Source organism: Mesorhizobium sp. WSM2240 (genome assembly GCF_040438645.1).
Classification (GTDB): domain Bacteria; phylum Pseudomonadota; class Alphaproteobacteria; order Rhizobiales; family Rhizobiaceae; genus Allomesorhizobium.
On record NZ_CP159253.1, the window covers coordinates 2,263,046 to 2,287,358 of the forward strand.

Consider the following 24,313-nt stretch of genomic DNA (forward strand, 5'->3'; position numbering starts at 1 on the left):
TGTGTACGCCCGGAAACTGTTGAAGGACGTTGCGTGACGCACGAGGTGACAAACCAGCCCCCGCCTCTGACGGGAAGCAACGCCTGGCGCGGCGATCCGCTGCTGGTGCAGTTGGCCGAGGATTTTTCCGAACCGGTGCGCAAGGAACTTGACCAGATCGGCCGCTTCGTCCTCACGCACGAGGCGCAGGAACTGGCCCGGCTCGCCAACACCGAAACGCCGAAGCTCCGAACGCACGACCGGCAGGGCAGGCGCGCCGACATCGTTGAAGCCCATCCGGCCTATCATGCGCTGCTTCGGCGTTCCGTGGCCAATGGGCTGCATTCCTCGATCTGGGAGAACGGCAGCGCCGAGACCGGCAAGCGCCATCAGGTGCGTGCGGCGCGCTTCTACCTGACGGCCGAACTGGAATCCGGCCATCTCTGTCCGATCACGATGACCAGCGCCTCCCTGGCTGCATTGATGGCCAGCCCGAAACTGTTTCGCGAATGGGCGCCTCGCGTCACCACCCGCAAATACGACCAGAGCCAAAAGCCGCCGGTCGAGAAGACCGGGCTGACGCTCGGCATGGGCATGACCGAGAAGCAAGGCGGCACCGATGTGCGCGCTAATACCACGCGCGCCGAACGCGCCGGCAGCGGCTTCTACCGGCTGACCGGGCACAAATGGTTCATGTCCGCGCCAATGTCGGACGCCTTCCTGGTGCTGGCGCAGGCCGGCGAGGGGCTTTCCTGCTTTCTGGTGCCGCGCCTGCTGGGCGACGGTTCCGGCAACGGCTTCCGCTTCCAGCGTCTCAAGGACAAGCTCGGCAACCGCTCCAACGCCTCGTCCGAAGTCGAGTTTGTCAACGCCATCTGCGAGATGGTTGGCGAGCCCGGGGCCGGCATCAAAACCATCATGGACATGGTGACGCTGACCCGTCTCGATTGCGCCGTGGCGTCCTCGGCGATCATGCGCGCCGGCCTTGCCGAGGCAGTCCATCACACCAGGCATCGCCAGGTCTTCGGCGCAAACCTGATCGACCAGCCGCTGATGCAGCGCGTGCTGGCCGACATGGCGCTCGATGTCGCCGGCGCCACCGCTTTGTCGCTGCGGCTCGCCCGTTCTTTCGACGAGGCCGCCAACGACCGCGGCGAGGCGGCTTTTGCAAGGGCCATGACGCCGGTGGTCAAGTATTGGGTTTGCAAGATCGCGCCGGCGCTGCTCTACGAGGCGATGGAGTGCCTCGGCGGCAATGGCTATGTGGAGGAAATGCCGCTGGCGCGATATTATCGCGAAGCGCCGGTCAACGCCATCTGGGAAGGCTCAGGCAATGTCATGGCGCTCGACGTGCTGCGCGTACTCGGCCGTGCACCGGGGCTTTTCGACGATGTGCTTTCAGGCATAGAGCGCGACCTTGGAGCAAGCGGGCGCGGCACGATCGGCGTTTTGCGCGCGGCCATGCAGGTCGCATCCTCGGACGAGGGCTCGGCCCGCATCCTGACCGAACAACTGGCGCTGTCTGCCGCCGCGGCAGAGCTACGACGGCTGGGGGCAGGGCGTATCGCCGACGCCTTCATCGAGACCCGGCTCGCCGGCCAGTGGCGCGGCACTTACGGCATGATAGATGCGCGTCACGATGCGCGTATGATCATCGACACGCTCTATCCGGCCAATTGAGCGGTGACCGCCAGAACCATCGGTATCGTGAAGAAGGCGATGACGGTCTGCAGGGTGGTCGCGGCGGCGTAGAGTTCGGCGTCGCCGCCGAGCTGGCGCGCCAGAAGATAGCCGTTCATCGCAGTCGGGACAGCCGCACAGAGCGCCAGATAGGAGAGTTCCGGGCCCTCCACGCCGAATGCGGTCGCAATCGCGATCAGCAACGCCGGGAAAAATGCAAGTTTCAGCACCACAGGTACAATGATTGGCGCTCGCGGTCGCAGCAGGTCGTGAACCTTGAGCCCGGCCCCGATCGTCACCAGCCCCATGCCGAGCGCGGCGCGGCCGAGCAGGTCGAGAGTCTCGTTGAGCGGTCCGTAGAGCCCTAAAGGCGAGGCGCGCATCAATATCGCCGAAAGCGACGCCAGGATGAGCGGATTGGTCGCCATGCTGCGGCCGATCTTCGTCCAGTTCGCGGAGCGATCGGCGAAGCGCGTGACCACGAACACCGACGCCAGATTGATCGGGATGATGATCACCGCCATCACCAGAGCCACCACCGCCATGCCCGCCGGCGGAAAGATCTTCTGCGCTATGGCCAGCGCGATGAAACCGTTCCAGCGCACCGAGGTCTGGAAGATCGAGGAAAACTCGCTGGCCTTGGCCAGGCCGACGCGTTCGAGGATCGGCCACAGGCAGAACGTCAACGCGCACATGGCAAGCACGGCCACGAGCAGCGCCGCGATCATCGCGTCGAGCCCAAGTCCGGAAAAATCGGCGTTCAGGATCGTGATGAAGAGCAGCGCCGGGTAAAGCACCCAGTAGCCGAGTTGTTCAAGGCCGCTCCATGCAGCCGGGTCGACCAGCGGCAGCCGCCGAACGATGTTTCCCGCCAGGATGAGCAGGAAGACCGGCAGGATGCTCTCGAAGATCGCCAGCATTCGGGAATGTTCCGGTGGGAAGAAGGAAGGAGGGGTGAAGGAACGCCTATAGGACGGATGTGTTTGGCTTATCAACAGAGGAGCGGCGGGCATTAACCTTAATGAATGGTTTCCGTTGCGGGCGGCGCCTGCAAGTCCCACTGTCTTTCGAGACGAAGCAGGATTCCCATGCCGCGTGTTCTGACATCCTTTTTGACCTTCCATTGGGCCGCGGCTTTCGCCCTCCTGGCGATGGCATGCGTCATGGGTGGTGATGGCGGCGCGGCACAAGCTCTGACCATGCTGGGGCTGGCTGAGAGCAGCTTCGTTGATTCCGCCAATGACTCCGCCTCGATATTTCTCCCGCTGGCTTCGGCAATCTGCGCAATGCTTTTCTTCTGGGCCTTCGCCACGTGCATGTTCAGCGAACCGGAAGCCGAAGGCGACGGCGATGTATTGCGCATGGCATTCGCATCGGCGGCGTTGCTGATCTCATTGTTGATGATCTGCGGATCTGTGAATTTCGTTGCCGGGCTCTATCCGGCCGTCGCCGTCCATCTGGCGGCGCTGCTCGCTTCCTATCTGGCGATACAGGCCGAGCGCCTTGCTGCGATGATATCGGCTGCTCCGAGCCAGGGCGACATCCGCGCCGCCGCCCGCCTCATGGCGCTCGGCGCCGCCCATATTTCCACGCTGTCGCGCCTCTCCGGGCGTGCCGACGCAAATTTCGGCGGAGGCCGCTAATGCGCTATGTTCTCGCGCTCTGGGCCCTGCCGCTGATCATATTCTGGGGCTGGTACGGTCTTTCTTACAACAACATCCATTTCGGCTATGTCATGCTGACCCGCGAGGCACATAACCTCGTCTTCCAGCTTTACGGCGACACGCTCGGCATCGATCCGGAAATCATCCCGGGAATGGTGGCGAAGGCATGCGTGGTCGATACGCTTTTTCTGCTCGCCATCTACGCTTTTCGTCGCCGCCGGCAGATTACCGCCTGGGCAAAGATCCGCCGTGAGCGCTATCTTGGTGTGATTTCCTCACCCAGTGCGTGAAGCCGATCCAGCACGCCTTGCAGGATGAAGGCGGCCGCCGCCGAATCGATCTTCGTCTTCCGCTTGGCACGCGACATGTCCATTTCGATCAACGTGCGTTCGGCCGCGACCGTCGACAGCCTCTCATCCCAGAAGGCGAAGGGCAGGTCGGTCACCCTTGCGATGTTGCGAACGAAGGCACGCGACGCCTGAGCGCGGGGTCCTTCGCTGCCGTCCATGTTGACCGGCAGGCCGATCACGACCGCGCCGGCGTTTTCCTGCTTCAGAAGGTCGAGCAGGGCCGCGGCGTCGAGCGAGAATTTTTTGCGGACGATGACTGAGCGCGGATGCGCGAAGGAAAGGCCCCGGTCCGATACCGCCACGCCGATGGTCTTGTCGCCGAGGTCGAGCCCGGCCAGCGTCTTGCCGCCGGCGAGGTGGGCGGGTAGTTCCTCGATCGTCGAGATGCTCAAGGCGCTTTGGCTTTCCTTTGACTTGGACCGCCTGCGTTCTATCCTTTCGGCGAGGAAAAATCGAGGAGACGCCCTGCCATGAAACTCACCTGGTTCGGACATTCGGCCTTTCGCGTGGAGGCGGGCAGCGCCAAGATCCTGATTGATCCCTTCCTTACCGAGAATCCCTCATGGAAAAAGCCGTGGCTAGGTCCCGCCGAAGGCATCACCCATGTCCTGCTCACGCATGGCCATAGCGACCATATCGGCGACGCCGCGGAGATCCTGAAGGCGACCGGCGCAATGCTCGTCGCCAATTTCGAGGTCTGTATGTTTCTGGTCGGCCAGGGAGTCAGCGGCGACAGGATAAATCCGGGCAATCTCGGCGGCACGGTCGATTGCGGCGGCTTCACCACCACATTCGTCCAGGCTCTGCATTCCTCGTCATTTCCGGGCGAGGGCGGCCAGAACACCTATCTCGGCAACCCCGGCGGCCTCGTCCTGCATTTCCCGGACGAGCGCACGCTCTACCATATGGGCGATACAGATATCTTTTCCGATATGGCGCTGATCAACGAGCTGCACGACCCGAAGATCGGTATCGTGCCGATCGGCGACCGCTTCACCATGGGCGGCGCGGTGGCGGCGCTGGCCTGCCGCCGCTTCTTCAAGTTCGAGACCGTGATTCCCTGCCACTACGCCTCCTTCGGCATCATCGACCAGACCGCCGAAAAATTCACGGCCGGCATGGAAGGCTCGGGCGTGGAGGTCGTTCTGCCGAAGGTGGGCGAGGCGAGGGACGTTTAGCCCGGAACGGGACTGAACCGGACATCAATGTTGCGCACCGCGCGCCGCGCCGGTATAGCGCGGGCGACCGATCCCCTTTCTTGCCGAGGCACGAATGTCCGTTGATCTTCAGACAGTGAAGCGCGTTGCGCATCTCGCCCGCATTGCCGTGACCGAGGAAGATGCCGAGCGGATGACCGGTGAACTCAATGCCATATTGGGGTTCGTCGAGCAGTTGAACGAGGTCGACGTGACTGGCGTGGAGCCAATGACCTCGGTCACTCCGATGGAGATGAAGAAGCGCGCGGACGTTGTCACCGATGGCGGCAAGGCCGGCGACATCGTCGCCAACGCCCCTGCTACCGACGAGAATTTTTTCCTTGTGCCGAAGGTCGTGGAGTAGCGCATGGCCATCGAGATCGCGCCCGAAAGCCCGCTGCAGGACGAAGTGCGCGTGCTGATCGCCGAACTGAATGCGACCCTGCTCGATCTGACGCCGCCGGAATTCTGCTTCCACATGACAGCCGAGCAGATGGCCGGCCCGGACACTACCGTCTTTGTCGCTCGTGAGAACGGCCAGGCCGTGGCCTGCGGGGCGTTGAAGCGTCATGAGGGCGGCATTGGCGAGGTCAAGCGCATGTATACGAGGCCGTCGCATCGAGGACGAAAGATCGGCGCTGAGATCGTCGCGCGGGTGGAGAACATTGCCAGAAGCGAGGGCATCCAACGGCTTGTGCTCGAAACCGGAGATCGGCATCCGGCCGCTTGGACGGTTTACGAGCGCGCCGGCTTCAAGCGCTGCGGCCCGGTGCTCGACTATCCGGATTCGCAATGGTCGGTGTTTTACGAAAAGAAAATTGCGGGCTGAACGGATTTTTTTTATGACCGACCTGACCAGACTGACAATCGCCGAAGCGCGCCAGAAGCTGCGCGGCAAGGAAATCTCGGCTTCCGAGCTGACCGAAGCCTATCTCGGCGCGATCGACGCCGCCAATCCGGCCTTCAACGCCTATGTCGCAGTCACCCACGACAAAGCGCGGGAGATGGCGAGGGCCTCCGACGAAAAGCTTGGCCGGGGCGAGGGAGGGGCGCTCGAAGGCATTCCGCTCGGCATCAAGGACCTGTTCGGCACGGAAGGCGTGCATACGCAAGCCTGCAGCCATGTGCTGGACGGCTTCAAGCCACGCTGTGAATCGACCGTCACCGCGAACCTTTGGGCTGACGGCGCTGTCATGCTGGGCAAACTCAATATGGACGAGTTCGCCATGGGCTCCTCCAACGAGACCTCCTACTACGGACCGGTGAAGAACCCTTGGCGCGCCAAGGGCTCGAACAAGGATCTCGTACCTGGCGGCTCGTCGGGCGGCTCGGCGACGGCCGTGTCCGCATGGCTGTGCGCCGGCGCCACTGCGACCGACACCGGCGGCTCGATCCGCCAACCGGCGGCTTTCACCGGCACCGTTGGTATCAAGCCGACTTACGGCCGCGTCTCGCGCTGGGGCGTCGTCGCTTTCGCCTCCTCGCTCGATCAGGCGGGCCCGATCGCGCGCGACGTTCGCGACGCCGCCATCATGCTGAAATCCATGGCTTCCGCCGATCCGAGGGATACCACGTCGGCCGACCTGCCGGTGCCCGACTATGAAGCCGCAATCGGCCGCCCGATAAGAGGCATGAAGGTCGGCATTCCCAAAGAATACCGCGTCGACGGCATGCCGGAGGAGATCGAGGCGCTCTGGCAGAAGGGCATTGCCTGGCTGAAGGACGCCGGCGCGGAGATCATCGATATTTCTTTGCCGCATACCAAATACGCGCTGCCGGCCTACTATATCGTCGCGCCGGCCGAGGCCTCGTCCAACCTCGCGCGCTATGACGGCGTCCGCTACGGGCTGCGTGTGCCCGGCAAGGACATCACGGACATGTACGAGCAAACCCGCGCCGCCGGTTTCGGCCGCGAGGTCAAGCGCCGCATCATGATCGGCACCTATGTGCTTTCAGCGGGTTACTACGACGCGTATTATTTGCAGGCGCAGAAGGTCCGCACGTTGATCAAGCGCGACTTCGAAAACGTCTTCGCCGCCGGCGTCGACGTCATCCTGACGCCGGCGACCCCGTCGGCCGCCTTCGGCATCGCCGACCAGGACATGAATGCCGACCCGGTTAAGATGTACCTGAACGACATCTTCACCGTGACCGTGAACATGGCCGGGCTACCGGGCATCGCCGTGCCCGCAGGGCTTGACGCACGTGGCCTGCCGCTCGGATTGCAACTGATCGGCCGGCCCTTCGATGAGGAAACGCTGTTCCAGACCGCGCATATTGTCGAGCAGGCGGCGGGGCGGTTCGAACCGGAAAAGTGGTGGTAGAAATCGCCCGCCGCCATCAGTGAGGTGACGGGATGTTCTTCTACCTCTCGAAGATATTCGGCTTCTTTATTCAGCCGCTGAATTTTTCAATCCTGCTGCTTGCGGCGGGCCTGCTCGCCATCCTCCTGGGCTGGAGGCGCACCGGTTTGATACTGGACGTGGCGGCCGTCCTGATTCTTGTCCTGTCGGTCTGGACGTCATTCGGCGCCGTTTTGCTCAATCCGCTCGAGGAGCGTTTTGCCCGGCCGGCCAACTTGCCCGTAGCAGTTGACGGCGTCGTCGTCCTGGGCGGCGGCTTCGAAGGCGCGGTCAACCTGGCGCGCGGCGGCTATGAGATGAACAGCGGTGGCGACCGCTTTGTCGAGGCAGCCATTCTTGCCCGCCGCTATCCCGGCGCAAAAATCGTCGTCACAGGTGGCACCGGCGCGCTGATTCTAGAGGGCGAGGGCGACGCAGATACCGCGCCACGGCTGTTGACGGCGCTCGGCGTCGCGCCCGAGCGCTTGATCCTCGAGAAGAGGTCGCGCAACACCCACGAAAACGCGGTGTTCACGAAAGAACTGGTGACGCCGCAGCCGGGCGAGACCTGGCTACTGGTCACCTCGGCCTTCCACATGCCGCGTTCAATGGCGCTGTTCGGAAAGTCGGGTTTCGAGGTGCTGCCCTGGCCGGTGGACTATCGCACGTCGGGCAAGGAAGGGTTCGGCGTGTTTCGCGACAACGCGGCCGATGCGCTCCAGAACACCACGGTCGCTATCCGCGAATGGGTAGGTCTTCTGGCTTACTGGTTGTCCGGCCGGATCGACGGGCCATTCCCCGGACCGGCCTGAACGCTCTCGTCAACCACTGCTAGCCTTGCCGCCGAAAAGAACTGCCGGCGCAAGAGCACGGCAAAGAGAAGCGTCGTCGTCAAAGCGAACGCCTCAGGGCCGACGAACCAGCCGAGATAGCCGAGCGAAAAGAAGACCCCGCGCAAGCCGGCGTTGAAATGCCGGCCAGCCAGAACGTTCATCCGCGTTGCCCGGCCTATCGCCACCTCCATGGCGGCGAGATCAGCCGCGCCCTCCTTGTGCATCGGCACCGCGCCGACCAGGATTGAGCAATAATTGAACAGCCGGTACGACCAGCCAAATTTGAAGAAGGCATAGGCCAACAGCGCCATCAGCCCGAGCACCTTGATCTCGAATACCTGACGCGGCGGCGCATCCGCCAGCGGCAGGTCCGAGAGCACCGACAGCACATCGTTTGACGCGCCAAGCAGGGCGAAGCAGCCGCCAAGCGCCAGCAGCGAACTGGACGCGAAGAAGGCGGTACCCTGCTGCAGCCCGACCATGATGCTGGTGTCGATCATGCGCAGTTCGCGTTGCGCCATCGTGCGCATCCAGGCTTCGCGCTGCGCGTTCATGGCGGTCGTCAGCGACATCCGGCCGACCAGCTTGCCATTGGCGGCGAGGCCATGCACCAGCCAGACCGCCAGGAAGTACGCCAGCGCCGCAAAGTCGGCGCCTGTCAGGAACAGAGAATCGCCCATGGCGAATCCCTAGCACGAACGGTCCTCAAAATCCGCTTAGCCATGCCGTCCGCCGGGTCGCAATCCGGCCACAGGCGTTGCCAATGCGTTTACGCCAAATTGCACCTAAGCCTCTGATTTGATTAAAATGCCTAGCATGACTGCATGGCTGCCATGCGGAATCTGCCCTGCTTTCGCCATTTTTCCCGTTGCGAAACGCCCGGTGAAGGCTTATTTACACCCTCCAGAAATGGGGCCGGGAACAAGACGGTGAAAACGCCGCATCCCCGGGGGCGATAGTAAACAGGAAAATCATGGACGATGGCATTCAGAAGTCCTGCTGGGGCGTAACCGCCAAAGCAGTTGTCGGGTTTGCAGGTATACTTCTCCTGGCTTGGCTCATCGGCGGTCCGGAAACTGCGGCGGTCCTGGCAGCAAGCTGATCCCGGCATCGACGGAATTTGCAAAAGACGCGGGGCCCGGTCCCGCGTCTTTTTCTTTGGCCGGAGCACGGGCCGCGTCGTAGGTGGAGCAGACGGGGTCGGCTGTCGGGAAGCCCAGCCGCTCGAAACAGCGGAAACATCACAATAAATGCGATACGCTGAGTAAATCGCTGCAGGAGCGCCAAGCTTGTTCCTTTCGGTATTCGACCTGTTCAAGATCGGCATCGGCCCGTCGAGTTCGCATACGATGGGGCCGATGACGGCCGCCGCACGCTTTCTGTCCGAAATCCTCGGTGATGATTGGCCCCGGCCGGCAGGCGCGAAGGTCGACCGCATCGCCGTCAGCCTGCACGGCTCGCTCGCCTATACCGGCATCGGCCACGGTACGGACCGGGCGGTGATTCTCGGGCTAGCCGGCGAGACCCCGGAGACGGTCGATCCTGACGTCGCTGACGGCATCGTCGACAAGATCAAGGCCGAGCGCCGGATCTCGCCGCCCGGGCACCCGTCCTACCGCTTCGATCCTGCCTCCGACCTTGTGCTCGACAAGAAGACACCGCTGCCCGGTCACGCCAACGGCATGGCGTTCTATGCCTATGATGCTGACGACCGCCTGCTCCTTAAGCGCATCTATTATTCGATCGGCGGCGGTTTCGTCGTGGCCGAGGAAGAGTTGCAGCGCATGAAGACGCGCGCGACGGCCCCCGCCGGCGCAAAAGTGCCGTACCCGTTCAGGAATGCGGTCGAAATGCTGGACATGGCAAGACGCAGCGGTTTGTCGATTGCCGAGATGAAGCGCGCCAACGAGGAAGTCCACCTGCCGCGCGAAAAGCTGGATGAGGGGCTCGACCGCATCTGGGAGGCGATGCGCGGCTGCATCGAGCGCGGCCTGTCGCAGGACGGCATCATGCCCGGCGGCCTGAAGGTTCGCCGCCGCGCGCGAATGCTGCACGACAAGCTCCAGGAGCAGTGGAGCCAGAACCGGCCCAATCCGCTGCTGGCAAACGACTGGCTGTCCATCTACGCCATGGCCGTCAACGAGGAGAATGCCGCCGGCGGCCGCGTCGTCACCGCGCCAACCAACGGCGCCGCCGGGGTGGTGCCGGCCGTCATGCGCTATTGGCTGCATTTCCATCCCGAGGCCGACCAGGCCAGCATACGCGACTTCCTTCTGACCGCCGCGGCAGTCGGCGGCATCATCAAGACCAACGCCTCGATCTCGGGTGCCGAGGTCGGCTGCCAGGGCGAAGTCGGTTCGGCCTCGGCGATGGCGGCGGCCGGGCTCTGTGCGGTCATGGGCGGCTCGCCCGAGCAGGTCGAGAATGCCGCCGAGATCGCGCTGGAGCATCATCTCGGCATGACCTGCGACCCGGTCGGCGGGCTTGTGCAAGTCCCCTGCATCGAGCGCAATGCGCTCGGTGCGGTCAAGGCGGTCACCGCCGCCTCGCTTGCCATCAAGGGCGACGGCACGCACTTTGTGCCGCTCGACGCCGCGATCGAAACCATGCGCCAGACCGGCATGGACATGAACGAGCGCTACAAGGAAACCAGCCTCGGCGGCCTGGCCGTGAATGTGGTGGAGTGCTGAGGCATTAAGCGTCGTCGAGCACGAAGGTAACCTTCATATCGACGCGGTATTCGGAGACCTTGCCGCCATCCACCTTGGCGACTATCTCCTTGACCCAGACCTGCTTGACGTTTTTCAGCGTTGCGGTTGCCCGGTCGATGCCATGGGCGATGGCCCCTTCGATAGTCGAGCCGGATGCGGTGATCTCTGTGTTTTTTGCTACTGACATGGAATCCTCCTGTTTGCCTGCGCACTCCGCCGTGCGCAAACATGTGGACCCAACGCACCCAGGTCTTTTTCGTTTCCAATTTGCGGCGTAGTAACGCTCAATGGCCCTGAACCTGATAAAACTCTGCGTCGGCTGTGACAGCGTCGAGGATCTGGAAGAGTGGATCGCCTTCCGGCTAGACGAGCGCCGCCGCGCCGGCGAACCCGTCGAGCAATTCCATACGACGCGCATGATGCCGACGCGGGGCAGCGAACTTCTGCAGGGTGGCTCGCTCTACTGGGTCATCAAGGCGCAGGTCCAATGCCGCCAAAGGCTGCTTGAAATCCGGCCGTTCGTCGATTCGGAAGGCATTTCCCGTTGCCATCTGGTCCTCGATCCCACGGTCGTGCGGACAGAATGGCAGCCGCGCCGGGCTTTCCAAGGCTGGCGCTATCTGAAACAGGCCGACGCTCCTGCCGATATGGGAGCCTCGCACGCCGAGCTGATGGCAATGCCACCCAAGCTGCGCCGCGAACTGGCCGAACTCGGCCTGCTTTAGAGGCCGCAGCGCCTCCCGGCACTGCCATCATGCTCCGGGCTTGCAAGCAGGCCGGGTTCGCCACATCTTGATGTGCATGAGCGACAAGAAAACGCCAGCCAGGATCGACGATCCCGCGCCGCGCTCGGCGTCGGGAGACATAGAAGCGTTCGTCCGCCAGGCGCGAGCCATCGGCGCCGTTGCGGGAAAAGGGCAGGGCCGCCTCGTGCTTGCGCTCGACGCCACGATGAGCCGGCAACCGACCTGGGATCTCGCCTGCTCGTTGCAGGCCGAGATGTTCGATGCGGTCGGCATGACCGGGGGGCTCAAGGTGCAGCTGATCTATTTCCGCGGCCTCGACGAATGCCGCGCTTCGGGTTTCGTGACCGATACAGCCGGACTGAAGCGCCTGATGAGCAGTATCGACTGCCGCGGCGGACATACCCAGATCGGCAAGGTGCTGTCGCACGCGCTGAAGGAAACCGCGCGCGAGAAGGTCAATGCACTCGTCTATATAGGCGACGCGATGGAGGAGAAGATCGACGATCTTTCGGTCCAGGCCGGCAATCTCGGCCTGCTCGGCGTACCGGTCTTCGTCTTCCAAGAAGGCCGCGACCCAGTCGCCGAAGCCGCCTTCAAGGAGATCGCCCGTCTGTCGAAAGGCGCATGGTTCCGTTTCGACCGCAACGCCGCCGCGACACTGGCGAAACTGCTTTCCGCGGTAGCCGTATTCGCCACCGGCGGGCTCAAGGCGCTCGAGGCGCGCGGGCGGCCCGAGGACCGCCTGATGATCGAGCATTTGCAGGGCAGCAGGCCGCAATGAGCATTTTTCTCGGCATAGTGACCGCTTTGCTGGTTCTGACACTGATCGTCGCCGCGTTTCTGCGGCTCGATCCGGCCTCGCTCGCCAGAACGCTGCGCAATGCCGGACCGGTGGTGCTCGCTATTCTCGGCGCGGCGGCGCTGCTCAGCGGCCGGGCCGGCATAGGCGGAATGATGCTTTCAGGGGCGCTCGCCTGGTTCATGTCGAACCGGATGCGGAGCGGGCGCAAGAAGACGCCGGGCAAGCGCTCTACGGTGCGTACGGCGGCGCTCGAGATGGAACTCGATCACGACAGCGGTGCGCTCGAGGGGGTGGTTCTGGCCGGGCGTTATGAGGCCCGGATGCTCGGCGAGATGGCTTTGAACGAATTGAAACAGCTTTACGCCGAACTCCCAGGCGATCCGGAAAGCCGGCAATTGCTAGAGACGTATCTTGACAGCCGGTTTCCCGTCTGGCGCGAAGACCCGGATACGCATGATGGCGAAGGGCTGGGTGTTCCGCCAGGTACGGGCGCCATGACTAAGCAGGAGGCCTACAAGATCCTTGGTCTTGAAGCGGGGGCCACCGCGGCGGATATCCGCAAGGCGCATCGCCGCCTGATGCAGCGCCTGCACCCCGACCTCGGCGGAACGTCTTTCCTGGCGGCGCGGATCAACGAAGCCAAGGACGTCTTGCTCACCAATCACCACTAGTCTCCTTCGACACGATACTTTCCGGGAGATTCCTGTTGCGCCGCCTAGTTCTCGACAGCGTAACAGTCGATCTTCTTTCTCTTGAGCGCATCGCAGGCCTTCCAGGCCGCCGCCTTGGAGCCGAAACCGCCGAAGCGGGCGCGATGGTAGATGACACCGTCCTTGTCAAACGTGACGGTATAGCCGGACGCATGGGCAAGGACCGCGGGCGCCACCTTGCTCGTCCTGGCCAGGGATGCGTTGGCTTCGGACTTGTTTGGCGACGACGCGACCTGGATCGCCCAGCCGGACGGCGCAACCGAAGCCGTCTCGACCGGATCGACGTCGCCGCCAAAACGGTCGGCCGAAGGTTGTGCATAGGCCTGCTCTACCGGGGCGGATTCGAGAGTTTCAACAAAGACGGACTTTGGCGTGGGGGTAGGCACAACTTCTTCTTCGATGGCCGCAACCTCTGCTTCCTCCAAGGTTTCGGCGTCCGCCTCGGCCGCGATCACAACGTCTTCCTCGGGCCGGGCTTCCGGCGTCGGCGCATCGTTCTTGGGCAAGAAAACCTTCGCCAGAGCGCCGATAGGCGAACCCCCGGCGCTGGCGATAAGCGGCGCGCCTTTGCGCCTGGTCGATGCCTTGGGCATGTATTTCTCGATCAGTTCGGCCATGTGATTGTCGCGGGATGCGCCGCTGTTGCCGCCCATCACCACCGCGACTATGCGGCGATCGCCTTGCGAAACGGACGAAACCAGATTGAAGCCTGAGGCGCGGGTGTAGCCGGTCTTGATGCCGTCGACGCCCTTGACGCGGCCGAGAAGGCGATTGTGGTTGGCCATGCGATTCCGGCCATAGGTGAAGGAGCGCGTTGAGAAATAGGAGTAGTACTGCGGGTAGTGTTCCTTCAGTGCGATGCCGAGGGTCGCCAGGTCGCGCGCCGTCGAGAACTGCGCCGTATCGGGCAGGCCGTGAGCGTTGCGGAATACGGTGCTGGTCATGCCAAGCTTGCGCGCCTTGGCCGTCATCATCTGCGCGAACTCTTTCTCCGAACCGCCGAGATATTCCGCGAGCGCCGTCGATGCATCGTTCGCCGACTTGGTCACGAGGGAATAGATCGCCGTTTCCACGGTGATGGATTTGCCGGCCTTGACCCCGAGCTTCGTAGGCGGTTCCGCAGCGGCATTACGGGAAATCGGGATCGAGGTGTTCTTGGTGATTTTGCCGGCGGCCATCGCCTCGAACACCAGATAGAGCGTCATCATTTTGGTCAACGACGCCGGATAGCGCCTCGAATCGGCGTTAGACGAAAACAGCGTCTTGCCGGTGTTGGCGTCGATGACGATCGCCGCGTATTTGGAATTCGCAGCAGACGGGCCGGTCGCGGCAAGCCCCAGCGCAATAGCCAGCAATCCAGCAATGGCGGATTTCAACGGAGAAGCGATGGAAAAGGCAATGGCCGCAAACGCCTGACGCACTGTTACACCCTTTGAATTTTAATTGCACCGGAGGCGGCAAAGGCTCCTGCCTCGCTTCCGATGAACCTAAGGGCGACAGCGTTACCAATCCGTTTATGGTAACCAGGACGTTCATCCTTTTTGTCGGGATTGAGCCAATTTTGAAACAAATGCCGCGCGGCGCGGGCCAAATTGACTCTTTTTGCGCTGCACAATAAATTGGGGTGCGTTGCACAGCGGGACGTGTTGCGCGCCAACTCACCCGAAGGGATGATCGAATGACACAAACATTTGAAGACGCCGGCAATTACGGCAAGGAGTTCGTCGATACCGGGCTGAAGAGCTTCGCCGCGCTTTCAAAGAGCGCTCAGGCGATTGCGGTTGAATCCGCCGAATACGCAAAGAAGTCGTTCGAAGCCGGCAGCGCCGCGCTGGAAGCACTACTGTCGGCAAAGTCGCTGGAAAATGCGTTCGAGATTCAGACCGACTACGCCAAGCAGTTCTATGAAGGCTTCCTTGCCGAGGCCACGACGCTCAGCGGCCTCTATGCCGACATGGCGAAGGACAGCTACCGGCCGTTCGAATCGATCGTGGCGAAGGCCCGCTAAGCCAACCTGCAAACATATTCGGGCCCGGAAAGCCCACTGGGAGAACCCGGCTGCGCCGCGCGGCCGGGTTTTTTCGTGACCTTTGCGTCCCTATATCGCGAATTCCTGAAAAACGACGATGCTCACGCGTTCGTCCATATTGTCAGCAAAAAAGAAGGGCTTAAAATTGCGATGAGGCTACCTACATTCGACAGTCGGGTGAGGAACCCGCGAAAGGCAAGGCACTGGTGAAGAACGGCGGGGATGCCACGACAAAATTTGTGGCGCACATGCAAAACGGCGAAGACGGGGGCAACAGCCCCGGTCGCGGTACGGCTGTCATCACGCGAACCAAGACCAGGACCAAGAAACCGAGCCTCTACCGCGTTCTGATCCTCAATGACGACTACACGCCGATGGAATTCGTCATCCACATTCTGGAGCGCTTTTTCCAGAAGGATCGTGAATCCGCCACCCGCATAATGCTCCATGTTCACAATCACGGAGTGGGCGAATGCGGGGTATATACATTTGAAGTGGCCGAGACCAAAGTGTCTCAGGTCATGGACTTCGCCCGTCAGAATCAACATCCGCTGCAATGCGTGATGGAGAAGAAATGAGGTTTTGAATGCCGGCTTTCTCCCAAGGCCTTGAAAAGGCGCTGCATCAGGCGCTGACTTTCGCCAATGAGCGGCATCACGAATATGCCACGCTCGAACATCTCCTGCTCGCCCTGATCGATGACAGCGAGGCGGGCGCTGTCATGCGCGCGTGCAATGTCGATCTCGACGAACTCAAGCAGACCGTCCTCACCTATATCGACACTGAGCTCGACAACCTGGTCACAGGCTATGACGAGGATTCCAAGCCGACCGCCGGCTTCCAGCGGGTCATTCAGCGCGCGGTAATCCACGTCCAGTCTTCTGGCCGCGACGAGGTTTCGGGCGCCAACGTGCTTGTGGCGATCTTCGCCGAGCGCGAAAGCCATGCTGCGTACTTCCTGCAAGAGCAGCAGATGACCCGCTACGACGCGGTCAACTACATCTCGCACGGCATCGCCAAGCGGCCTGGGGCCAATGAAACCCGCACCCCGCGCGGCGCCGAAGAGGACCAGCAGAATTCGTCCGGCGGCGAGCCGGAGGAGAGCGGCGCCAAGAAGAAGCAGCAGCAGGACGCGCTGACCGCTTACTGCATCGATCTCAACAAGAAGGCGAAGTCGGGCAAGATCGATCCGCTGATCGGACGCGAAAGCGAGATTAACCGCACGATCCAGATCCTTTGCCGCCGCTCCAAAAATAACCCGCTTTATGTGGGCGATCCGGGGGTGGGCAAGACCGCTATAGCCGAGGGGCTGGCCAAGCGCATCGTCGAGGGCGACGTGCCGACAGTTCTCGCCAACGCTACGATCTTCGCGCTCGATATGGGCACGCTGCTCGCCGGCACGCGCTACCGCGGCGATTTCGAGGAGCGCCTGAAGCAGGTCGTCAAGGAACTTGAGGACTATCCCGGCGCGGTTCTGTTCATCGACGAGATCCACACTGTGATCGGCGCCGGGGCCACCTCCGGCGGCGCCATGGATGCGTCGAACCTGCTGAAGCCGGCGCTGTCTTCCGGCGCGATACGCTGCATCGGCTCGACCACCTACAAGGAATTTCGTCAGTTCTTCGAGAAGGACCGCGCACTCGTGCGGCGCTTCCAGAAGATCGACGTGAACGAACCGTCGGTGGAGGACACGATCGCTATCATGAAGGGCCTGAAGCCCTACTATGAGAACTTCCACAAGGTGAAATTCACCAACGACGCCATCAAGGCGGCGGTGGAACTGTCCGCGCGCTACATCAGTGACCGCAAGCTGCCCGACAAGGCGATCGATGTGATCGATGAGACCGGGGCCAGCCAGATGCTGGTACCCGAAGCCCGGCGCAAGAAGACGATCAGCGTTAAGGAAATCGAGGCAACCATCGCCACCATGGCGCGCATCCCGCCGAAGACGGTTTCGGCCGACGACGAGCAGGTGCTGGCCGGTCTCGATACCGAATTGCGCCGTGTCGTCTACGGCCAGGATACCGCCATCTCGGCGCTCACTTCGGCGATCAAGCTGGCGCGGGCAGGCCTGCGTGAGCCCGAGAAGCCCATTGGCTCATATCTGTTCTCGGGCCCGACCGGCGTCGGCAAGACCGAAGTGGCAAAGCAACTTGCCGCCTCGCTAGGCGTCGAATTGCTGCGCTTCGACATGTCGGAATATATGGAGCGCCATACCGTCTCGCGGCTGATCGGCGCGCCTCCGGGCTATGTCGGATTCGACCAGGGCGGCCTGCTGACCGATGGTGTCGACCAGCATCCGCATTGCGTGCTGCTGCTCGACGAGGTCGAGAAAGCGCATCCGGACCTGTTCAACATCCTGCTGCAGGTCATGGACCACGGCAAGCTGACCGACCACAACGGTAAATCGATCGACTTCCGCAACGTCATCCTGATCATGACGACGAATGCGGGCGCATCCGACATGGCCAGGGCCGCAATCGGTTTCGGCTCGTCCAAGCGCGAAGGCGACGACATGGAGGCAATCAACCGGCTGTTCTCGCCGGAATTCCGCAACCGTCTTGATGCGATCATCCCGTTCGGTTCGCTGCCGATCCCGGTCGTGCATCAGGTGGTGCAGAAGTTCGTGATGCAGTTGGAGGCCCAGCTTTCAGAGCGCGGCGTCACTTTCGATCTGTCGCCGGAGGCCATCTCCTGGCTTGCCGACAAAGGCTATGACGAGCGCATGGGTGCTCGGCCGCTCGGCCGAGTCATCCAGGAGCACATCAAGAAGCCGCTCGCTGAGGAAGTTCTGTTCGGCAAGCTGAAGAAGGGCGGCACAGTGCGCGTAACGGTCGAGACCAAGGAAACCGGTGAGACCGGCCTGAAGCTCGAATCGCTCGCCGATGAGCTTCCGGTCAAGCCGAAGAAGGAAGAGCCGAAGAAGGTCCCGGCACGGAAACCTGTCAAGAAGGCTGCCAAGCCGGCGACGCAGAAGTCACGGCCGGCCGCCAACGGCAAGGATGGCGGCAAACGCAGCCTGGTGCCACAACTGCCCAGAAAGGGCTGAGTGGTTCGGCCAAAGCCATAATCTCCTCCCCGAGTGCCGGGGAGGAGATTTTCGTTTGAAGAAGCTATGCCTCGCCGATCCCGATCGGCGGCAGCCGCCGCTCCACCGGCGAAGACTGGATAATCGACGTGTTGGTCATGGCGTAGGGGATGATCTGGTCGATCAGCCGCTCCAGGTCGGCCACCGACCGGAGATGGGCCCGGGCGATGAAGCAATCCTCGCCCGTTACTCGGTCGCATTCGACGATTTCCGGCAGCGCGCGCAAGATCTCGGCGACTCTTTGAAGCTGGCCAGGGATAGGCCGGATGCGAAGCCACGCGGCGAGCGGCAGCCCGAGAGCCGCTGCGTTGATCTTAGCCGAATAGCCTTCGATCACACCGTTCTCCTCAAGACGCTTCACCCGTTCGGAAACACTGGGCGCTGACAAGCCGACAAGCCGGGAAAGCTCGGCCGTGCTCGTTCGCGCATCCCTGGCGAGCGCTCGCAGGATTTTCGCATCGACCGGGTCGATATCGCCATTTTCATATCGAAGGCGTTTCATTGAATTTTACCGATGATGTAGCCGCACCTGCCTGACAATAGCCTAATCTTAGGCATATAGAATACCGTAAATGCCTCTCATAATGACGGTTGAGGAAATCGTCATATGCCCACGTCCAATCCCACTCTCGACAGGGCCGCGCAAATCGTGCCGCCACACGCCTGGTTCTGCGTCAGCGCGATATTCCACTATCTCGGCCCGTCCTTCGCCGTGCTTCTATTTCCAGCCATCGGCGTGCTCGGCGTCGCGTGGATGCGGATCGCCTCTGCCGCGTTGATCTTTGCGCCCTTCACAAAGCCGTGGCGGACGATCGCGGAGGCGGATGCCAGGACCCGCCTGCTGCTGGTCGGTTTGGGCGCCAGTCTCGCGATCATGAACGTCGCGTTCTACCTCGCGCTCGAGCGCCTGCCGATGAGCCTGGTCGCGGCCATGGAATTCGTCGGCACGATCGGCGTCGCGCTCTACGGATTGAGGACCGGCCGCAATTTCGCAGCACTCGTACTCGCCGTTGCCGGCGTCTTCGTCCTGATCGATGTGAGGTGGTCCGCCGACATGATCGGGCTCGGCTGGGCGGCGCTCAACGGCGGGTTGTTTGTGGCCTATATCGTACTTGGCCACAAGGCAGCCGAAGGCGGCGCCAGTGGCGGCGTCGAGCGCTTGGGGGCCGCAATGGCGATTGCCTTCATTTTCGTTATGCCGATCGGCTTGGCGGAGGCGGTCAAGGCGTTTGGCTCGGCAAATCTCGTTCTTGCCGGCATAGGGGTCGGCCTGTGCTCGTCGGTCATCCCTTATATTTCCGATCAGCTCGCAATGTCGCGGCTGCCACGCGCGAGCTTTGCCCTGATGCTGGCGCTTCTGCCGGCGACTGCCGCGATCATCGCAGCGCTCGTACTCGCCCAAATCCCGACCGGCCGCGATGTTTTGGGCATCGCTCTGGTCATGCTGGGGGTTGCCGCGCACAAGCCTGCGCCGTCCGGGACAGGATCGGAATCGAGGCCGGCCCTCCGTCCTGGCCCACGGGAACAGATTGAACTGCCCTGATTTTCACATCGCCTCGATGAGGAGCTTATGTTATCCGGCAAGCCGATGCCTGATGACGCAACTCCCCGCGCGCCGACAGTCACCGACCGCCGCCACTGGTATCTGCGTGGCGTCCGGGCGGCGGTGTCCGTTCCAGGACTGATCCTCGCCAGCGCCTTTGTCGGCTTCGCCGGCCTCGCCAAGGAAGCCGGATTGACGCTCGCCGAGACCGTATTCATGACCGGCGTGGTATGGGCGCTGCCCGGAAAGGTCGTTCTGATCGGCGCGATCCTGTCAGGCGCCTCGCTGCCGGCGGCGACCTTCGCGGTCGCGCTTTCATCGGTCCGGCTGATGCCAATGGTGGTGGCGTTGGTGCCCGAACTCCGCGGCGGGCGCACGCCGAATTGGGTACTCTACGTGCTTTCCCATTTTGTCGCCGTCACCTCCTGGGTTGTCGCCATGGAGCGCATCGGTGGTATCCCGCGCGCCATGCGCACGACCTGGTATGCCGGCATCGGATCGACGCTTGTGCTGGGCAATATGGGTGTCGTGGCCGTCGTCTTCCTTGTTGCCGACAGGCTGCCGCCAGCGGTTTCGGCAGCGCTTTTTCTCCTGACCCCGATGTACTTCCTGACCTCGCTCTGGGGCTCGGCGCGCGAACGGGCAGGGCATGTCGCGATGGTGCTTGGGCTGGGCCTCGGGCCGCTCTTCCATGTGGTTGTGCCGCAATACGATCTGCTCGCGGCCGGCCTTATTGGTGGTACCACGGCTTACGCCTTCCATCGGCTATCGCGACGGAGGCGCGCCTCATGACATTCACCTCGTTGGACGCTTGGTGGTGGCCGTTCCTGTTCATCCTCGTCGCAGGCTGGCTCGCCACCGATTCCTGGCGTTTTCTCGGCGTCTATTTCGGCGGCCGCATTGCCGAGGATTCGGATCTGCTGGTGCTGGTCCGGGCGGTAGCGACGGCGCTGGTCGCCGCCGTCATCGGCAACCTCATCATCTTCCCCAGCGGCGCGCTGGCAGCAACGCCGCTCGGCCTGCGCATGGGTGCGGCGGCTCTTGGTTTCGCCGCCTACTTTTTCTTGGGCAAGCGCGTTCTGGTCGGCATCATCGTTGCCGAGGCGGTCCTTGCCGCGGGCTTATTCTACCATGGCTAGTTGAGATAGAGCGGATGACCGGCGTCAACGACCTGCAACAGCTTCTGGCCGGCATGGAGCCGGAACTGCACGACGGCGAATTCGTCTTCTGCACCGTCGCCAATGGGAATATCGCAGACCTCGCTCGTCTCGATCCGCTTGGGATGTTTCGCGAGGCTGAAGGCCTGACGCTGATCCTACGCCGCGAGATCGCCGAGCAAGAAAGGCTCGCCGGTGCCGCGCCGATGCGCATGATCACGCTTGCCGTGCATTCGAGCCTGGAGGCGGTTGGCCTGACCGCCGCCTTCTCGGCCCGGTTGGCGCGGGAGGGGATTGCCGCCAATGTGGTAGCCGCATTCCATCACGACCACATCTTCGTGCCGGCTGCCGACGCCGCGAAGGCTCTTGCGGCGCTGAAGGCCCTACAGAGTGAAAGTGCGGAAAACGTCCGCAAATAATCGTCGGCTATGCCGCTCCCAGCGCCGCTTTGATCTTTTCGGCATTCGCCGCAAGCACTTCCGGCTTCTCCATCGGCCCGCCGGGCTGTCCGAGCATCACGCCTTCGAAGCGCGGAATGACGTGGACGTGCAGGTGAAACACCACCTGTCCCCCGGCCGGTTCGTTGAATTGCTGAATGGTTACGCCGTCGGCCGAAAACGCTTTCACAACCGCGCGAGCCAGTTTCTGGGTCGTGCGCATCACAGCAGCAAGGCTGTCCGGATCGACGTCGAGGATGTTGCGCGACGGCTTTTTCGGGAGCACCAGGCAGTGGCCGTCGCCGCGCGGCATGATGTCCATCATCGCGAATGTATCAGCGTCCTCGTAGAGCTTATGGGCCGGGAGGTCGCCGCGCAGGATTTTTGCGAAGATGTTGTTGTTGTCATAAGTCGCCATTTGTACCTCGCCGTCTGTCGGTTCCCGCCATATTTGCCGCTGACCGGAATTGATTCAATGGCGGGGCTCAACATTGAGATCCGGCGACTTCCGGAACGGGCCGTGCTCCTCGAGATACTCGCTCATCCGCGCCACTTCGGCCCGTTCCCGCTCGAGATAGTCGTCGATGGCCTGCCGGAGGCCTGTATGGGCAATGTAGTGCGCCGAATGCGTTGTGACCGGCCGGTAGCCCCGAGCCAATTTGTGTTCGCCCTGCGCGCCGGCCTCGACGACCCGGAGCCGCCTGTGGATCGCAAAGTCGATGGCCTGATGATAGCAGACCTCGAAATGCAGGAAGGGATGATCCTCGATGCAGCCCCAGTTGCGGCCGTAGAGCGTATCCGATCCGATGAAGTTGATCGCCCCGGCGATGTAGCGTCCGCCGCGCTTCGCCATCACCAGCAGGATGTCGTCGCGCATCCGTTCGCCGACCAGCGAAAAGAATGTGCGGTTGAGATATGGCCGGCCCCATTTGCGGCTGCCCGTGTCCATGTAGAAGGCGAAGAAGTCATCCCAGACCGCTTCGGTCAGGTCGCTGCCCGTCAGCCAGTCTATCGAGATGCCGCTGACGAGCGCTTCGCGGCGTTCCTTCTTCAGCGCCTTGCGCTTTCGCGATGCGAGCGTTGCGAGAAAATCGTCGTAGCTCGAAAAGCCTTCATTGAAGAAGTGGAACTGCTGGTCCGTCCGCGCCAGGAAGCCGGCATTTTCCAGCGCCGCCATATCGGCCGTCTCGGCAAAGGTCACATGCGCGGAGGATACGCCGAGGCGGTCGGTCACCAGCTTCAAGCCGGCAGCCAGCGCCGCCTTGACCGCGGCCTCGTTCGCGCCGCGCCTGGCCAGCAGGCGAGGTCCGGTCGCCGGAGTAAACGGCACTGACGCCTGCAATTTCGGATAGTAGCGTCCGCCTGCGCGCTCGAAGGCGTCGGCCCAGCCGTGGTCGAATACATATTCGCCCTGGCTGTGAGACTTAAGATAGCAGGGGACAGCCCCGAGAACCGCACCGTCCGGCGCTTCGAGCCGCAGATGATGCCCCTGCCAACCGGAGCGCCGCACGGCGCAGCCGGATTCTTCCAGGATGCTCAGAAAATCGTAGGAAGCGAACGGGTTGTATGCAGTTCCGGCACAATTGCGTGAGGCGCCGGAAAAGCCGTCCCATTCCTCGCGCGTGAATGCGTCGATACTGGCCGCGATGCGGATCGCATATTCGCCATCCGCAGCGTTGGTTCCGGCTTCGTCTTCGCTGATGGTCATCCGCCTCTATCTACGATCGAAATGTGGCCGCACAAGGCTATGCGGCCAACACGGCTTCAGGCGTGAAGCCTTCGAACGTCATCTGGTCGGCATGCGCGAAGGTCCGCTCGACGGCAGCCTCGTCGCGAACGGTCCAGGTGATGACAGGCATGCCGAGCCTCTCCCGCACGAAACCGGCGAAACGGTTGGGCAAGCAGTCGACCCCGTAGGAGACGAACGAAATGTCATGCGCCAGCATGGAAAAATGTGCTTCCAGCTCGTGTTCCTTTTCGCCCCACGCTGTCAGGCCGGTCGGGATGTTCCGGGCATGCGCCGGAAATTGCCGGACCAGCCAGTGGTCGAACGACATGATCGCGACCTTGCCGCCGTAATCGTGAAGCAGCGCGCAGACGCGCTCGACCAGGCTGGCGTCATGGCCGGGAACCCCCTTGAGCTCGACCACGAGCGGCACGCGCCCGTGCACCAGATCGAGCATCTCCTTCAGCGAAGGCGGATGGTCCGCGGTGCTGCCGATGCGCAGCGCAGCCATCTCCCGCGCCGTCCTTTGCCAGACGCAGCCGTCGGTTCCCGTCAGCCGGAACAGGCCGTCATCGTGAAAAACGACCGGCACTCCGTCGCTGGTCAGGCGTACGTCGCACTCGATCGCATATCCCTTCGACGCTGCCGCCTCGAAGGCGGGAAGCGTGTTTTCCCAGACCAGCTTGTTGGAATCATGCAGGCCGCGATGAGCGATCGGCCGCGCGGTCAGCCAGGACAGATTTTTCATGCTCGCCTCACGCAACTTCGATTATGGCTTCGATTTCGACGGATGCATTGAGCGGCAGCGATGCGGTTCCCACCGCGGAACGCGCATGCTTTCCCGACTCGCCCAGCACCGCGACCAGGAAGTCGGACGCGCCATTGGCGACAAGATGCTGCTCGGCAAAATCAGGTGTAGAGGCGACGAAGACGGTGATCTTCACCAGCCGCTTGATCTTCTCCAAATCACCGATCGCGGCCTTGGCCTGCGCCAATATATTGATCGCGCAAAGTTTCGCGGCCTCCTGCCCGGCGGCTGTGTCCACGTCCCGGCCGAGCAGGCCGGTGACCTGCAGCTTGCCCTCCCTGAGCGGCAACTGCCCCGCAGTGAAGACGAGATTGTCCGTCCGCATGAAAGGCACGTAGTTGGCGGCGGGCGCCGCGGCAGCCGGCAGTGTGATCCCGAGATCGCTCAGCCGCTTTTCGATTGTTTCGCCCATTGTCTTTCCCTATGACTTTGTATGATGCGGTCGCTTGGTCGAACCTGCAATTTTCGCCTCGCTTCCGCCATGACTTTTTTTAGACTGCACAGCATGAAGC

General features: G+C 62.5%; 29 protein-coding genes. 19 read left to right on the forward strand and 10 right to left on the reverse strand.

Features of this window, described 5'->3' with window-relative positions; translation table 11 throughout:
- Positions 1–33 precede the first annotated feature (33 nt).
- Entirely contained in the window at positions 34–1,659 is a 1,626-nt protein-coding gene (locus ABVK50_RS10855; protein WP_353641556.1) for an acyl-CoA dehydrogenase family protein, read from the forward strand.
- On the opposite strand, the gene ABVK50_RS10860 is transcribed toward ABVK50_RS10855, so the two are convergent.
- Positions 1,644–2,579 carry an AEC family transporter gene (locus tag ABVK50_RS10860; protein WP_353641555.1) on the reverse strand — a complete coding sequence of 312 codons (936 nt, stop codon included), beginning with the start codon at positions 2,577–2,579 and terminating at the stop codon, positions 1,644–1,646. The genes ABVK50_RS10855 and ABVK50_RS10860 overlap by 16 nt on opposite strands.
- A gap of 168 nt (positions 2,580–2,747) precedes the next feature.
- Between ABVK50_RS10860 and ABVK50_RS10865 the strand changes: the two genes are divergently transcribed.
- Positions 2,748–3,302: a hypothetical protein gene (locus ABVK50_RS10865; protein WP_353641554.1), complete on the forward strand. Its 555-nt coding sequence runs from the start codon at positions 2,748–2,750 to the stop codon at positions 3,300–3,302.
- Entirely contained in the window at positions 3,302–3,613 is a 312-nt protein-coding gene (locus ABVK50_RS10870; protein ID WP_353641553.1) for a DUF6105 family protein, read from the forward strand. Before ABVK50_RS10865 ends, ABVK50_RS10870 begins: the two co-directional genes overlap by 1 nt.
- On the opposite strand, the gene ruvX is transcribed toward ABVK50_RS10870, so the two are convergent.
- Positions 3,580–4,065: a Holliday junction resolvase RuvX gene (gene ruvX, locus ABVK50_RS10875; RefSeq protein ID WP_353641552.1), complete on the reverse strand. Its 486-nt coding sequence runs from the start codon at positions 4,063–4,065 to the stop codon at positions 3,580–3,582. The genes ABVK50_RS10870 and ruvX overlap by 34 nt on opposite strands.
- A gap of 78 nt (positions 4,066–4,143) precedes the next feature.
- Here ruvX and ABVK50_RS10880 point away from each other — a divergent pair, with 78 nt between their 5' ends.
- The 5 genes from ABVK50_RS10880 (at position 4,144) to ABVK50_RS10900 (ending at position 8,023) form a co-directional block, all read left to right on the forward strand.
- Complete coding sequence (locus ABVK50_RS10880; protein WP_353641551.1) at positions 4,144–4,851, forward strand: metal-dependent hydrolase; 708 nt, start codon at positions 4,144–4,146, stop codon at positions 4,849–4,851.
- Between the two features lie 94 nt (positions 4,852–4,945).
- Positions 4,946–5,233, forward strand: a complete 288-nt coding sequence (gene gatC / locus ABVK50_RS10885) for an Asp-tRNA(Asn)/Glu-tRNA(Gln) amidotransferase subunit GatC (protein ID WP_353641550.1) — start codon at positions 4,946–4,948, stop codon at positions 5,231–5,233.
- 3 nt (positions 5,234–5,236) lie between these two features.
- Positions 5,237–5,698 carry a GNAT family N-acetyltransferase gene (locus ABVK50_RS10890; RefSeq protein ID WP_353641549.1) on the forward strand — a complete coding sequence of 154 codons (462 nt, stop codon included), beginning with the start codon at positions 5,237–5,239 and terminating at the stop codon, positions 5,696–5,698.
- Positions 5,699–5,711: 13 nt separating this feature from the next.
- Complete coding sequence (gene gatA, locus ABVK50_RS10895; protein ID WP_353641548.1) at positions 5,712–7,193, forward strand: Asp-tRNA(Asn)/Glu-tRNA(Gln) amidotransferase subunit GatA; 1,482 nt, start codon at positions 5,712–5,714, stop codon at positions 7,191–7,193.
- Positions 7,194–7,225: 32 nt separating this feature from the next.
- Positions 7,226–8,023, forward strand: a complete 798-nt coding sequence (locus ABVK50_RS10900; RefSeq protein WP_353641547.1) for a YdcF family protein — start codon at positions 7,226–7,228, stop codon at positions 8,021–8,023.
- Here the strand turns inward: ABVK50_RS10900 and ABVK50_RS10905 are convergent.
- Positions 7,975–8,724, reverse strand: coding sequence for a DUF599 family protein (locus tag ABVK50_RS10905; protein WP_353641546.1), 750 nt, complete (start codon positions 8,722–8,724; stop codon positions 7,975–7,977). The genes ABVK50_RS10900 and ABVK50_RS10905 overlap by 49 nt on opposite strands.
- A gap of 609 nt (positions 8,725–9,333) precedes the next feature.
- Between ABVK50_RS10905 and ABVK50_RS10910 the strand changes: the two genes are divergently transcribed.
- Positions 9,334–10,734, forward strand: a complete 1,401-nt coding sequence (locus ABVK50_RS10910; RefSeq protein ID WP_353641545.1) for an L-serine ammonia-lyase — start codon at positions 9,334–9,336, stop codon at positions 10,732–10,734.
- 4 nt (positions 10,735–10,738) lie between these two features.
- On the opposite strand, the gene ABVK50_RS10915 is transcribed toward ABVK50_RS10910, so the two are convergent.
- Positions 10,739–10,942 carry a dodecin family protein gene (locus tag ABVK50_RS10915; protein ID WP_353641544.1) on the reverse strand — a complete coding sequence of 68 codons (204 nt, stop codon included), beginning with the start codon at positions 10,940–10,942 and terminating at the stop codon, positions 10,739–10,741.
- Between the two features lie 100 nt (positions 10,943–11,042).
- Here ABVK50_RS10915 and ABVK50_RS10920 point away from each other — a divergent pair, with 100 nt between their 5' ends.
- The 3 genes from ABVK50_RS10920 (at position 11,043) to ABVK50_RS10930 (ending at position 12,974) form a co-directional block, all read left to right on the forward strand.
- The gene (locus ABVK50_RS10920; protein WP_353641543.1) at positions 11,043–11,480 is read left to right on the forward strand and encodes a DUF1489 family protein; all 438 of its coding nucleotides are present in this window, start codon (positions 11,043–11,045) and stop codon (positions 11,478–11,480) included.
- A gap of 76 nt (positions 11,481–11,556) precedes the next feature.
- Positions 11,557–12,282 carry a VWA domain-containing protein gene (locus ABVK50_RS10925; RefSeq protein ID WP_353641542.1) on the forward strand — a complete coding sequence of 242 codons (726 nt, stop codon included), beginning with the start codon at positions 11,557–11,559 and terminating at the stop codon, positions 12,280–12,282.
- Positions 12,279–12,974 (forward strand): DnaJ domain-containing protein, encoded by a 696-nt coding sequence (locus ABVK50_RS10930; protein WP_353641541.1) that lies wholly within the window; start codon positions 12,279–12,281, stop codon positions 12,972–12,974. Before ABVK50_RS10925 ends, ABVK50_RS10930 begins: the two co-directional genes overlap by 4 nt.
- A 44-nt stretch (positions 12,975–13,018) precedes the next feature.
- Here the strand turns inward: ABVK50_RS10930 and ABVK50_RS10935 are convergent, their stop codons facing one another.
- Positions 13,019–14,434 (reverse strand): D-alanyl-D-alanine carboxypeptidase, encoded by a 1,416-nt coding sequence (locus tag ABVK50_RS10935; protein ID WP_353641540.1) that lies wholly within the window; start codon positions 14,432–14,434, stop codon positions 13,019–13,021.
- Positions 14,435–14,691: 257 nt separating this feature from the next.
- On the opposite strand from ABVK50_RS10935, the gene ABVK50_RS10940 reads away from it, so the two are divergent.
- From ABVK50_RS10940 to clpA, 3 genes are all read left to right on the forward strand, one after another.
- On the forward strand, positions 14,692–15,021 hold the full coding sequence (locus ABVK50_RS10940; RefSeq protein WP_353641539.1) for a phasin family protein: 330 nt from the start codon (positions 14,692–14,694) through the stop codon (positions 15,019–15,021).
- A 269-nt stretch (positions 15,022–15,290) separates the two neighbouring features.
- On the forward strand, positions 15,291–15,620 hold the full coding sequence (clpS, locus tag ABVK50_RS10945; RefSeq protein WP_165030813.1) for an ATP-dependent Clp protease adapter ClpS: 330 nt from the start codon (positions 15,291–15,293) through the stop codon (positions 15,618–15,620).
- An 8-nt stretch (positions 15,621–15,628) separates the two neighbouring features.
- Positions 15,629–18,091: an ATP-dependent Clp protease ATP-binding subunit ClpA gene (clpA, locus tag ABVK50_RS10950; RefSeq protein WP_353641538.1), complete on the forward strand. Its 2,463-nt coding sequence runs from the start codon at positions 15,629–15,631 to the stop codon at positions 18,089–18,091.
- Between the two features lie 64 nt (positions 18,092–18,155).
- Here the strand turns inward: clpA and ABVK50_RS10955 are convergent, their stop codons facing one another.
- A complete protein-coding gene (locus tag ABVK50_RS10955; protein WP_353641537.1) occupies positions 18,156–18,632 on the reverse strand; it encodes an Lrp/AsnC family transcriptional regulator in 477 nt (158 codons plus the stop codon).
- Between the two features lie 105 nt (positions 18,633–18,737).
- Between ABVK50_RS10955 and ABVK50_RS10960 the strand changes: the two genes are divergently transcribed.
- Genes ABVK50_RS10960 through ABVK50_RS10975 form a run of 4 tightly spaced genes read left to right on the forward strand, consistent with a single transcriptional unit; the run spans position 18,738 to position 21,249 of the window.
- On the forward strand, positions 18,738–19,673 hold the full coding sequence (locus ABVK50_RS10960) for an EamA family transporter (protein WP_353641536.1): 936 nt from the start codon (positions 18,738–18,740) through the stop codon (positions 19,671–19,673).
- A 45-nt stretch (positions 19,674–19,718) separates the two neighbouring features.
- On the forward strand, positions 19,719–20,465 hold the full coding sequence (locus ABVK50_RS10965) for an AzlC family ABC transporter permease (protein WP_353641535.1): 747 nt from the start codon (positions 19,719–19,721) through the stop codon (positions 20,463–20,465).
- Complete coding sequence (locus ABVK50_RS10970) at positions 20,462–20,812, forward strand: AzlD domain-containing protein (RefSeq protein WP_353641534.1); 351 nt, start codon at positions 20,462–20,464, stop codon at positions 20,810–20,812. The genes ABVK50_RS10965 and ABVK50_RS10970 overlap by 4 nt, the downstream gene beginning before the upstream one ends.
- 14 nt (positions 20,813–20,826) lie before the next feature.
- Positions 20,827–21,249: an ACT domain-containing protein gene (locus ABVK50_RS10975; RefSeq protein WP_353641533.1), complete on the forward strand. Its 423-nt coding sequence runs from the start codon at positions 20,827–20,829 to the stop codon at positions 21,247–21,249.
- A 7-nt stretch (positions 21,250–21,256) separates the two neighbouring features.
- Here ABVK50_RS10975 and ABVK50_RS10980 read toward each other — a convergent pair whose 3' ends face one another.
- From ABVK50_RS10980 to ABVK50_RS10995, 4 genes are read right to left on the reverse strand one after another with little or no spacing between them, the layout of a single operon-like run.
- On the reverse strand, positions 21,257–21,685 hold the full coding sequence (locus ABVK50_RS10980; protein WP_353641532.1) for an HIT family protein: 429 nt from the start codon (positions 21,683–21,685) through the stop codon (positions 21,257–21,259).
- 54 nt (positions 21,686–21,739) lie between these two features.
- On the reverse strand, positions 21,740–22,975 hold the full coding sequence (locus ABVK50_RS10985; protein WP_353641531.1) for a GNAT family N-acetyltransferase: 1,236 nt from the start codon (positions 22,973–22,975) through the stop codon (positions 21,740–21,742).
- A gap of 37 nt (positions 22,976–23,012) precedes the next feature.
- On the reverse strand, positions 23,013–23,741 hold the full coding sequence (locus ABVK50_RS10990) for a glycerophosphodiester phosphodiesterase (RefSeq protein ID WP_353641530.1): 729 nt from the start codon (positions 23,739–23,741) through the stop codon (positions 23,013–23,015).
- A 7-nt stretch (positions 23,742–23,748) separates the two neighbouring features.
- The gene (locus tag ABVK50_RS10995; protein ID WP_353641529.1) at positions 23,749–24,213 is read right to left on the reverse strand and encodes a RidA family protein; all 465 of its coding nucleotides are present in this window, start codon (positions 24,211–24,213) and stop codon (positions 23,749–23,751) included.
- Between the last annotated feature and the right edge of the window lie 100 nt (positions 24,214–24,313).